Source organism: Neisseria sp. P0021.S005 (genome assembly GCF_051956955.1).
Genome location: NZ_JBQCWY010000068.1, coordinates 1 through 10,420, shown reverse-complemented (window position 1 = coordinate 10,420; position 10,420 = coordinate 1). Strand labels below are relative to the sequence as shown.

The 10,420-nt window shown below is 46.5% G+C and carries 11 protein-coding genes; 7 read left to right on the top strand and 4 right to left on the bottom strand.

What is annotated here, in order from left to right; genetic code table 11:
* Nucleotides 1-137: 30S ribosomal protein S15 (locus ACTHUE_RS06095; RefSeq protein WP_440423121.1), on the bottom strand; the 137-nt coding region annotated here is incomplete at its 3' end.
* On the opposite strand from ACTHUE_RS06095, the gene ACTHUE_RS06090 reads away from it, so the two are divergent.
* Nucleotides 136-345: a hypothetical protein gene (locus tag ACTHUE_RS06090; RefSeq protein WP_039861972.1), complete on the top strand. Its 210-nt coding sequence runs from the start codon at nt 136-138 to the stop codon at nt 343-345. The genes ACTHUE_RS06095 and ACTHUE_RS06090 overlap by 2 nt on opposite strands.
* 3 nt (nt 346-348) lie before the next feature.
* On the opposite strand, the gene ACTHUE_RS06085 is transcribed toward ACTHUE_RS06090, so the two are convergent.
* On the bottom strand, nt 349-1,104 hold the full coding sequence (locus ACTHUE_RS06085) for a formylglycine-generating enzyme family protein (RefSeq protein ID WP_004519388.1): 756 nt from the start codon (nt 1,102-1,104) through the stop codon (nt 349-351).
* A gap of 172 nt (nt 1,105-1,276) precedes the next feature.
* Nucleotides 1,277-2,446, bottom strand: coding sequence for a copper-containing nitrite reductase (nirK, locus tag ACTHUE_RS06080; RefSeq protein WP_440361146.1), 1,170 nt, complete (start codon nt 2,444-2,446; stop codon nt 1,277-1,279).
* A gap of 399 nt (nt 2,447-2,845) precedes the next feature.
* Here nirK and ACTHUE_RS06075 point away from each other — a divergent pair, with 399 nt between their 5' ends.
* From ACTHUE_RS06075 to ACTHUE_RS06065, 3 genes are all read left to right on the top strand, one after another.
* Nucleotides 2,846-5,101, top strand: coding sequence for a nitric-oxide reductase large subunit (locus ACTHUE_RS06075; protein ID WP_440361145.1), 2,256 nt, complete (start codon nt 2,846-2,848; stop codon nt 5,099-5,101).
* A 95-nt stretch (nt 5,102-5,196) separates the two neighbouring features.
* The gene (gene prmB / locus ACTHUE_RS06070; RefSeq protein ID WP_049322128.1) at nt 5,197-6,096 is read left to right on the top strand and encodes a 50S ribosomal protein L3 N(5)-glutamine methyltransferase; all 900 of its coding nucleotides are present in this window, start codon (nt 5,197-5,199) and stop codon (nt 6,094-6,096) included.
* A gap of 227 nt (nt 6,097-6,323) precedes the next feature.
* Entirely contained in the window at nt 6,324-7,061 is a 738-nt protein-coding gene (locus ACTHUE_RS06065) for a toxin-antitoxin system YwqK family antitoxin (protein ID WP_440361144.1), read from the top strand.
* A gap of 46 nt (nt 7,062-7,107) precedes the next feature.
* Here ACTHUE_RS06065 and ACTHUE_RS06060 read toward each other — a convergent pair whose 3' ends face one another.
* Nucleotides 7,108-7,668, bottom strand: coding sequence for an adenine phosphoribosyltransferase (locus ACTHUE_RS06060; RefSeq protein WP_003682296.1), 561 nt, complete (start codon nt 7,666-7,668; stop codon nt 7,108-7,110).
* Nucleotides 7,669-7,836: 168 nt separating this feature from the next.
* Between ACTHUE_RS06060 and gmk the strand changes: the two genes are divergently transcribed.
* The 3 genes from gmk to ACTHUE_RS06045 all read left to right on the top strand — a co-directional run.
* Nucleotides 7,837-8,454, top strand: coding sequence for a guanylate kinase (gmk, locus tag ACTHUE_RS06055; RefSeq protein WP_003686079.1), 618 nt, complete (start codon nt 7,837-7,839; stop codon nt 8,452-8,454).
* A gap of 52 nt (nt 8,455-8,506) precedes the next feature.
* Complete coding sequence (gene rpoZ / locus ACTHUE_RS06050) at nt 8,507-8,713, top strand: DNA-directed RNA polymerase subunit omega (RefSeq protein ID WP_003682294.1); 207 nt, start codon at nt 8,507-8,509, stop codon at nt 8,711-8,713.
* 106 nt (nt 8,714-8,819) lie between these two features.
* Nucleotides 8,820-10,420: RelA/SpoT family protein (locus ACTHUE_RS06045; RefSeq protein ID WP_440402805.1), on the top strand; the 1,601-nt coding region annotated here is incomplete at its 3' end.

The following is a 10,420-nucleotide window of genomic DNA, read 5'->3' as shown; positions in this document are numbered from 1 at the left end:
TTGGCTTTGAAGTGAGGAGTCAGGTCGTTGATGCGGAAAGTCAACAGAGCGACTTGTACTTCAGAAGAGCCGGTATCGCCTTCTTTGCGTTGGAAATCTTTAACAATTTGTGCTTTTTGTTCTACGGTCAATGCCATGATGGATAACTCCGAAAATAAAAGAACCTTTTCAGGTTCGGACAAGTTTGCCAAGCCAAACGACCTAAGCAAACTCCTAAGTGCCTTTTTAGAAAGACGGGCGGATTATGCCACAATTTGTCTTTGTGCGCCATATCTTTTCAGACGGCCAAAAAAAGCGGCGATACCTTTCAGTACCGCCAAAGCTGCTTTGGTGATAAAAAACTAAACTTTATTTGCTCGCACAGCGGAAGCCCAAGTTATTTAAAACATATTTGGACTGTAGGCTGGTGCGGATGCCGTAGCGTAAGAATGCCGCATAGTTGGACGGGTCGCTTGAGCCTACGGATGCGCCGCTACAGAACATTTGTGTGTTGGACGAGCCGGCAGAGAGTTGGCTGCTGTTGAAGTCTTCAGTCCATTCCCAAATCAGGCCGTGCATATCGTATACGCCCCAGTAGTTGGGTTTGTTTTTACCGATGTCGTGCAGGCCGTTTCGGCCGCCGTCTGCATACCAATCCAAGATGGTGCGGTTGTAGCCGGGTTCGGCAGAGCCATCTTTTTGAGTGGTAGAAGCCAAGCCTGCAAATTCCCACTCGTCAATAGTCGGCAGGCGTTTGCCTTTGGAAACGCAGTAGGCATTGGCGGCAAACCATGAAACATTAGTTACCGGATGTTTGAGTTCGCTGGCTTTAGGCGCATAACTGTTGCTGCCGTTTTTTACCCAATGTTTCAGGTAAGCTTTTTCAGCTTGTTTAGAGCTGATTTTGTCTTTTTGCCATTGTGGATGTGTTTTCAAAAATTCGGCGAATTCGGCATTGGTTACAGGATATTTATCAAGTTGGAAGGGCTTGACTTTAATAAGGGAAGTCTCTTTTTTAAGATAGAGAGGGCGATAGCTGCCTCCTTCGATTTTTACCATTTCGGCTGCAAATGTATTGCCGCAGATTAAGGCACTGCCTAAGAGGAGGAGTCGTATGAGTTTCATGGTACGCCCTTATTATCGATTGAAACAGAAAATTTATTTTTAAGATAGCCTAATCATAACAAGGCCGTCTGAAAAATCAATCTGTCTGATTGAATAGGAAGATTAATTGTGATGGAAGCCACTGCGACTCTAAGAGAAGAGTAGCAGTGGCTTGGCGTATTAAACCGAGGGATTATTTAGCGGCTTCAGAAGCAGCAGGTGCGGCAGACGCAGCGGCTGGGGCAGAAGCAGCAGCACCGGCAGGTTGGTAAGCGGTGTCGCTCAGTTTTTTGGTCATGATTTCAGGGTTTTCATCACCCTCAACTTTCAATTGACCCAAAGCACCTTTGTTGAACGCACGGAAGATAGAGTGGTCAACCACAGTGTAGCTGCCTGGAATGTCGACTTTGAATTCGATCATCGCTGCGCCACCGGCAGGAATCAGAGTACTTTGTACGTTTTCATTAATCAGTTTACCACCTTCAACATATACTTTGTCGAAGATTTCGCCGATAACGTGGAAAGAAGATACCAAGTTAGGACCACCGTTACCAACGTACATACGAACAGTTTCACCAGCTTTAGCTTTCAGAGCGTTGTCGCCGGCGATAGAGCCCACGTGGCCGTTGAATACAACGTATTCAGGTTGTTCAGCAATCGCTTTATCCATATCGAAAGGTTGCAGGCCTTGAGCACCTTTTTTACCTTTAGTATAGAAGTCACCTTGTACGATGTAGAACTCTTTGTCCACTTTAGGCAGACCTTCTTTAGGTTCAACCAAGATCAAACCGTACATACCGTTGGCGATGTGCATACCGACAGGAGCAACGGCACAGTGGTAAATGTACAAACCGGCTTGCAGAGCTTTAAAGCTGAAAGTAGAAGTGTGGCCTGGGGCAGTGAAAGAAGCTTCTGCACCACCGCCTTGACCGGTAGCAGCGTGGAAGTCAACGTTGTGAGGAACGGTAGAAGAAGGATTGTTAGAGAATTCTACTTCTACGGTATCGCCTTCGCGTACACGGATCATTTGGCCCGGAACGTCGCCGTTGAATGTCCAATAGTGGTATTCAACACCGTCTTCCATAGTCATGGTTTTTTCGACGGTTTCCATTTTAACGCGTACTTTAGCCGGATGATCGCGATCGATTGCAGGTGGAACTTCCGGAGCGTGAGTCATGATGGCATCGACTACAGGCAATTCTGAAGAAGGAGTCTCGGCAGCAGCTTGTGAGTCAGAAGCAGCAGCAGGGGCTTCGGCAGAAGCGGTGGCAGCCGGAGTTTCAGCTGGTTTAGCAGCTTGTTCGCCGCATGCGGCCAGTGCAAATACAGAAGCGATAAGTGCAGCTAAGGTTTGGCGTTTCATGTTTAAAGTTTCCTTATTGTAAGAAAAGTTAAGTATCCTGATAGGATGGTTTGAAATTTTGTATGATTATGTAGGCGCTTGTTTGGGTGCATTTTGACATAAATCAAATTGTTCAATGAATATGAATCTTTTAATCCTTAAATACTCCTTTAGTAGTATAAAAAACTAAACCGAAAAGTTTATTTTTGTGTGAAAATGTTAGTGTGGGCTTAACACAAAATATAACAAAGGAGGAGTTATACAGGATAATAGGAATCAATATCATGTAAGTTAATGGTTTTAAAGGAATATTATTGACAAAATATTTCTTTACTTTTAAAACCGTGATACAATCTTTAACATTCATATTTGATGAATTAATACCCAACCACTTTTTACCAAAATCAAGGAGTACTCAAAATGGGACAGTACAAGAAGCTTTGGTACTTGCTGTTTGCCGTACTGGCAGTATGCTTTACCATTCTTGGTTATATGGGTAGCGAGGTCTATAAAAAGGCTCCGCCATACCCTGAACAAGTCGTTTCTGCATCCGGCAAAGTCCTGATGACCAAAGACGATATTTTGGCAGGTCAATCTGCATGGCAAACTACCGGCGGTATGGAAGTTGGCTCTGTATTGGGTCACGGTGCATACCAAGCTCCGGACTGGACTGCCGACTGGCTGCACCGCGAGCTGGTTGCATGGTTGGATCTGACTGCGCAAGAAACTTACGGCAAAAAATTTGACGAAGTTTCTCCTGAGGAACAAGCTGTTCTGAAAACCCGTTTGGCTGACGAATACCGCAACCAAAGCCGTATTAAGGAAGACGGTTCTGTCGTTATCAGCGATACCCGCGTGAAAGCGATCGAAAGCATTCTGCCTTACTACCACGGCGTGTACAGCGACGATCCTAAGTTCCAAACCACTCGCGAACACTTTGCAATGAAAAACAACACATTGCCAAGCCAAGAAGCGCGTGAAAAACTGTTCAACTTCTTCTTCTGGACTTCTTGGTCTGCTTCGGCCAACCGTCCTGACGAGAACTTCACTTACACCAACAACTGGCCGCACGAGCCTTTGATCAACAACGTACCGACTACTGAAAACTACATGTGGTCTTTCACCAGCGTGGTATTGTTGCTGATGGGTATCGGCTTGCTGATGTGGGGTTACTCTTTCTTGACCAAACACGAAGAGGTTGAAGTACCTACTGAGGATCCTATTTCCAAAGTACAACTGACTCCTTCTCAAAAAGCGTTGGGCAAATATGTATTCCTGACTGTTGCGCTGTTTGTCGTACAAGTACTGTTGGGTGGTTTGACCGCTCACTATACTGTCGAAGGTCAAGGTTTCTACGGTATCGATACCGCCTTGGGCTTTGAAATGGCCGACTGGTTCCCATACGCACTGACCCGTACTTGGCACATCCAATCCGCTATTTTCTGGATTGCAACCGGCTTCCTGACAGCAGGTCTGTTCTTGGCTCCGATTGTGAACGGCGGTAAAGATCCTAAATTCCAACGTGCCGGTGTGAACTTCCTGTACATCGCCCTGTTCATCGTAGTTGGCGGTTCTTATGCAGGTAACTTCTTTGCTTTGACCCACATCATTCCGCCTGAGCTGAACTTCTGGTTCGGTCACCAAGGTTACGAATACTTGGATTTGGGTCGCTTCTGGCAATTGTTGCTGATGGTCGGCTTGCTGTTGTGGCTGTTCCTGATGCTGCGTTGTACTATCTCTGCCTTTAAAGAAAAAGGTACAGACAAAAACCTGTTGGCTATCTTCGTAGCTTCTATGGTCGGTGTGGGTGTGTTCTATGCTCCTGGCCTGTTCTACGGTGAAAAATCTCCAATCGCTGTGATGGAATACTGGCGTTGGTGGGTGGTTCACTTGTGGGTAGAAGGTTTCTTCGAAGTGTTCGCTACTGCCGCCTTCGCATTCATCTTCTATAACATGGGCTTTGTCCGCCGTAGTACTGCCACTGCTTCTACTTTGGCTGCTGCTGCCATCTTCATGTTGGGCGGTATTCCAGGTACATTGCACCACTTGTACTTCTCCGGCTCTACCTCTGCTTCTATGGCAATCGGTGCATGTTTCTCCGCTTTGGAAGTTGTACCTTTGGTTCTGCTGGGTCGTGAAGCTTACGAACACTGGTCTTACCAACATCTGTCCGACTGGGCGAAACGTCTGCGTTGGCCTCTGATGTGCTTCGTAGCAGTTGCCTTCTGGAACATGATCGGTGCCGGCGTATTCGGCTTCCTGATTAACCCGCCGATTTCCCTGTTCTACATCCAAGGTCTGAACACTACTGCAGTTCACGCTCACGCGGCTCTGTTTGGTGTGTATGGTTTCTTGGCTCTGGGCTTCGTATTGCTGGTTGCACGTTACCTGAAACCTAATGCTCAATTTGACGACAAACTGATGACTTGGGCATTCTGGCTGCTGAACGGCGGTCTGGTGGGTATGATTGCCATCAGCCTGTTGCCGGTTGGCGTGATTCAAGCTTACGCTTCTATCACTCACGGTCTGTGGTATGCACGTAGCGAAGAATTCCTGCAAATGGAAATTCTGGATACCCTGCGTTGGGTTCGTACCGCTGCTGACTTGATCTTTATCGGTGGTGCTGTCTGCGTTGCTATCCAAGCTACCAAAATCGTATTCAGCCGCGATAAATAATCTTAAGCTGAATTAAATCGAAGGCCGTCTGAAAAGTTTTCAGACGGCCTTTCTGTTATAATTTCAATATTCTTAAATCGACAAGACAAAACATTATGTTTAAGCAAGCTGCTCAAGAGCTGACCACTGTTCGCGATTTATTGCGTTTCGCCGTTAGCCGTTTTAACGATGCCGGACTGTTTTTCGGACACGGAAGCGATAATGCCCATGACGAGGCAGCCTATCTAATTTTGCACACTTTGAATCTGCCTTTGGATACATTGGAGCCTTATTTGGATGCCAAATTGTTGCAAAGTGAGAAGGAAGAGGTATTGTCCATTCTCGAACGCCGCGCAGTGGAGCATATTCCTGCCGCGTATCTGACACATCAAGCATGGCAGGGCGAGTTTGATTTTTATGTCGATGAGCGCGTCATCGTGCCTCGTTCTTTTATTTATGAATTGCTTGGCGACGGTATCCGTCCTTGGATTGAACATGATGAGTTGGTGCATCGAGCTTTGGATTTGTGTACCGGTAGTGGCTGCTTGGCCATTCAAATGGCGCACCACTATCCTGATGCACAAATCGATGCCGTAGATTTGAGCTTAGATGCTTTGGAAGTAGCGGCCATCAATATCGAAGATTATGGCTTGGAAGACCGTATCAGCTTGGTGCATACCGATTTGTTTGAAGGTTTGGATGAAACCTACGACTTAATTGTTTCCAATCCGCCTTATGTTGATGCGGAATCTGTGGAAGCGTTGCCTGATGAATACCTACATGAGCCGGAATTGGCTTTGGGCAGCGGAGAAGATGGTTTGGATGCTACACGCCAAATCATTTTGCAGGCTGCGAAATATTTGAATCCGAAAGGTGTATTGCTGGTTGAAATCGGCCATAACCGCGAAGTATTGGAGGCGGCTTATCCGGAATTGCCGTTTACTTGGTTGGAAACCAGCGGTGGCGACGGGTTTGTATTCTTATTGACCCGTGAGCAATTGTTGGGTGAAGAATAGTTTATTGTGATGTAAATAAAACAAAGGCCGTCTGAAAAAAATTCAGACGGCCTCTGTTTTGTAATGTCTTTAATGTTTTAAGAAAATACAAACGCCTATGGTATGCTGAATATGAAATCCAAGCAGGGTTTGAAACTATGGCTTATAATATTCGTCATAGATTTAAATGCCGGTAGATTTTTATTACTGACTTTTTGTAGAACATATACTGCCAAAAACCCAATATTATGAATAATTTTTTAAAATCAGGCCTGTTGGCTGCTGTTTTATTCAGTACGCCCGTTGTCGCTTTTGCCCAGCAATATACCGTTTATTTCAATCAAAACGGTAAACTGACGGCAACCATGCCTTCGGTTGCTTATGTCCGCCAATACAAAATTGCGGCAGGCAAGGCGCAGGTTCAGGATTTTTACTATCCATCAATGAAAAAATATTCTGATCCGTACGAGATACCTGCTGGTCAGATCAAGGTTTTTGTGCCGGCTTTGGATAATGGCACGCTGACTCTATGGCATTTTAACGGGCAGAAAAAGATGGTTGGCAGCTATCGCAACGGCAAACCGCATGGCGAATGGGTCAACTGGTATCCAAACGGTAAAAAATCTGCGGTGATGCCTTATCAAAATGGCCTGAGTGAGGGCGTGGGTTCCCGCTATTACCGAAATGGTGTGAAAGAAAGCGAAATTCAGTTTAAGCATGATAAAGCCAATGGCCATTGGAAACAATGGTATTCAGACGGCAGTCCGAAAACTGAAATGATGATGAGCAATGACAAACCGACGGAGATCATCAGTTGGGATGAAAATGGCCGCATCGTGTCTGAATTGAGTATTCGCAACGGTAAACGCAGCGGCATCATTTTGGATTGGTATGATGATGGTGCGAAGAAATCTGAGCTGGTTTATAAAGACGACCAGTTGGTGAAAAAAACTTTTTGGGATACGGACGGATACGTTCTCGAATAATTTTGATTATAAAAAACCGCAGGCTGATCGGCTTGCGGTTTTTTTATTACATACAGCCTTTGTTTTGGCACAGGGTAAATAATGGCGCGCCGCTTTCACGAATTTTTTTGCCGCCGTCCAAGTCGGTAAATTCCAAAATGGCAGCCGCTTCGATTACTTCACCGCCCAATTTTCGGATCAGCTCGACACCTGCGAGCATTGTGCCGCCGGTTGCCACCAAATCATCTACCAACAAAACGCGTGCGCCCGGCTTGATGGCGTCAGTATGGATTTCTACCGTTGCTTCGCCATATTCCAAAGCGTAACTTTGAGAAACCGTATCAAAAGGTAGTTTGCCTTTTTTGCGGATAGGGACAAAGCCGACGTTCAGCTGATAGGCCAAAGCCGCGCCAATGATGAAGCCGCGCGCATCCAAGCCCGCAACGACATCAACTTTTTGCCCCATATAGCGGTAAACCAGTAAATCGACCAGCAGGCGGAAATATTCTGCGCTTTGCAAAACGGGAGTAATGTCATGAAACAAAATCCCTTTTTGCGGCCAGTTTTCAATTTTACGGATTTTGTCCGCCAAAGCCTCTACGCCCATTACTTCAGGATGAATCAACATCTCGACATTCCGAAATCAAAAAGTTTTTAACACGATATTGTAGCGGTCATATGCGGACTTGCCAAATTAATCGATACAATAGCCAAATTTTGCAACATGCCGTCTGAAATTCCGAGAAACATTGTGTTGTGTTATAATTTACAGATACATACCATCGGCTGAACCACCATGCAAAATCATAAAAAAGGCAATATTTACATCATTTCTGCCGCTTCCGGCACAGGTAAAACGACCTTGGTGTCACGCCTGTTGAAAAATCATGACGACATCCGTGTTTCTATTTCTCATACTACGCGCCAGCCGCGTGAGGGTGAGGCACATGGTGTGCATTACCACTTTGTTCCCAAAGAAGAATTTGAATCGCTGATTGAGCAAAGAGCCTTTTTGGAACACGCCAATGTGTTCGGTAATTATTACGGCACCAGCATCGCCGGCGTAAATTCGTTGAGCGAAGAGGGCTATGACGTAATTTTGGAAATTGATGTGCAAGGTGCGGCGCAAGTGCGTAAATCGTTGCCTGAAGCCAGCAGTATTTTTATCCTGCCGCCTTCCTTTGAAGTATTGGCGCAACGGTTGATCGGCCGTGGTACAGACAGCGAAGAAGTTATTCAAACACGCCTTTCAAAAGCCCGTCATGAGATTGAGCAATCCGTTTTGTTCGATTACGTCGTTGTGAATGACGATCTGGATCGCGCCGAAGCCGATTTGTTCCACATTATTAAAGCAGGCCGTCTGAAAAAATCCTCTCAACAGGGATTTATTTCAAACCTGTTGGAAAATTCGTAAAAAACAGCGAAAATAAACGTTTATTTGAAACATAGAAAGAAAGCAAGCAAACATGGCCCGTATTACTACTGAAGACTGCACAGGTAAAATCCCTAACCACTTCGACCTTACCCTCGTTGCCGCCCGTCGTGCACGCCAGCTCGAAAACGGCAATACGCCATTGGTTGACGACATCCGCAACAACAAACCAACCGTAACCGCCCTGCGCGAAATCGCAGCCGGACAAATCGGAACCGAGCTGCTGACCCGCAACAAATAAACCAACCGGCAAACCGATAAAACCGTCGTGCGGACTGTATCGGTGCAATATAACAACCGATACAGTCTGACGGCTTAAAAAAATAGCCATAAAAGGCCGTCTGAAAATGCCAGCCCCACTGCCTACCGCCCCCTATGATCCGTTGACAGCAGAAGCGCGCGAGCTTTTGTTTCGCACCGCATCCTATCTCAATACCAATGAGCAGGCCGAGCTTGAAAGAGCCGTTGCCTACGCTTTCCACGCCCATGACGGACAAACCCGTAAAAGCGGCGAACCCTACATCACCCATCCCCTTGCCGTTGCCACGCAGCTTGCGATTTGGCACATGGATGTTCAAGGCCTCTGCGCAGGCGTTATGCACGATGTATTGGAAGATACGGGTGTAACCAAAGTCGAAATGGCGGCAGAATTCGGCGATACCATTGCCGAAATGGTAGACGGTCTCTCCAAACTAGAAAAACTCAAATTCGAAGATCATGCCGAGCATCAGGCGGAAAGTTTCCGCAAACTTATCCTCGCCATGACTAAAGACGTGCGCGTCATCGTCGTCAAACTGGCCGACCGATTGCACAATATGCGCACCCTTGGCTCTATGCGTCCGGAAAAACGCCGCCGCATCGCCAAAGAAACCCTCGAAATCTATGCTCAAATCGCCAACCGCATTGGCCTGAACAATGCGTATCAAGAGCTTCAAGACTTATCGTTCCAAAATCTCCACCCAAGACGCTACGAAACCCTGAAAAAAGCCATGAACAACAGTCGCAAAAATCGCCGCGATGTTGTCGGCAAAGTGTTGCGTGCATTTGGTCAGCGTTTGGTCGGTGTCAATATTGAAGCCAAAATCAAAGGCCGCGAGAAAAACTTATACAGCATCCATCAAAAAATGCAGGCTAAAAAGCTGCGTTTTGCCGAAGTGATGGATATTTACGGCTTTCGGGTCATCGTAAACAACATTCCTGCCTGTTATGCCGCGTTGGGCGCATTACATAATTTATACCACCCCAAGCCCGGCCGTTTTAAAGACTATATCGCCATTCCGAAAAGCAACGGCTACCAAAGCCTGCACACGACCTTGGTCGGCCCTTACGGTTTGCCGATCGAAGTGCAAATCCGTACGCGTGAAATGGACGCTGTGGCTGAGGGTGGTATTGCCGGCCATTGGATTTACAAATCCGGTGAAAATACTCCGGACCAAGCCGTCCTCCATATGAACCGATGGATGAAAAATATTCTTGACCTGCAAGCCAGCAGCTCAAATGCCATCGAGTTTCTGGAGCATGTCAAAGTCGATTTGTTTCCTAACGAAGTCTATATCGTTACCCCGAAAGGCGATATCCTTACCTTGCCTAAAGGGGCGACACCGATTGACTTTGCCTATGCCGTTCACACCAATATCGGTCATAAAACCGTTGCCGCGCGTATCAATAACGTCATGATGCCGTTGCGCACCAAGCTGAAAACTGGCGATACGGTAGAAATCATTACTTCCGAGCACGCCAAGCCTAATGTAGCATGGCTGAACTTTACCGTTTCCAGCCGTGCGCGCAGCGCCATCCGCCAATACATTAAAAATCTGAATCGTCACGATGCCGTTGTTTTGGGTGAGAACCTGCTGCAAAAAGCTTTATCCAGCCTGTTGCCTAAAGACATCCTGCTTTCAGACGACCTCAAAGAAAAATACCTTGCCGATTTGAATACCAAACAAAC

Bases quoted from the DNA above. Each gene is read 5' to 3' on its own strand.
- ACTHUE_RS06090 (WP_039861972.1), top strand. From the start codon at position 136: ATGATGGATAACTCCGAAAATAAAAGAACCTTTTCAGGTTCGGACAAG.
- ACTHUE_RS06085 (WP_004519388.1), bottom strand. From the start codon at position 1,104: ATGAAACTCATACGACTCCTCCTCTTAGGCAGTGCCTTAATCTGCGGC.
- nirK (WP_440361146.1), bottom strand. From the start codon at position 2,446: ATGAAACGCCAAACCTTAGCTGCACTTATCGCTTCTGTATTTGCACTG.
- ACTHUE_RS06075 (WP_440361145.1), top strand. From the start codon at position 2,846: ATGGGACAGTACAAGAAGCTTTGGTACTTGCTGTTTGCCGTACTGGCA.
- prmB (WP_049322128.1), top strand. From the start codon at position 5,197: ATGTTTAAGCAAGCTGCTCAAGAGCTGACCACTGTTCGCGATTTATTG.
- ACTHUE_RS06065 (WP_440361144.1), top strand. From the start codon at position 6,324: ATGAATAATTTTTTAAAATCAGGCCTGTTGGCTGCTGTTTTATTCAGT.
- ACTHUE_RS06060 (WP_003682296.1), bottom strand. From the start codon at position 7,668: ATGTTGATTCATCCTGAAGTAATGGGCGTAGAGGCTTTGGCGGACAAA.
- gmk (WP_003686079.1), top strand. From the start codon at position 7,837: ATGCAAAATCATAAAAAAGGCAATATTTACATCATTTCTGCCGCTTCC.
- rpoZ (WP_003682294.1), top strand. From the start codon at position 8,507: ATGGCCCGTATTACTACTGAAGACTGCACAGGTAAAATCCCTAACCAC.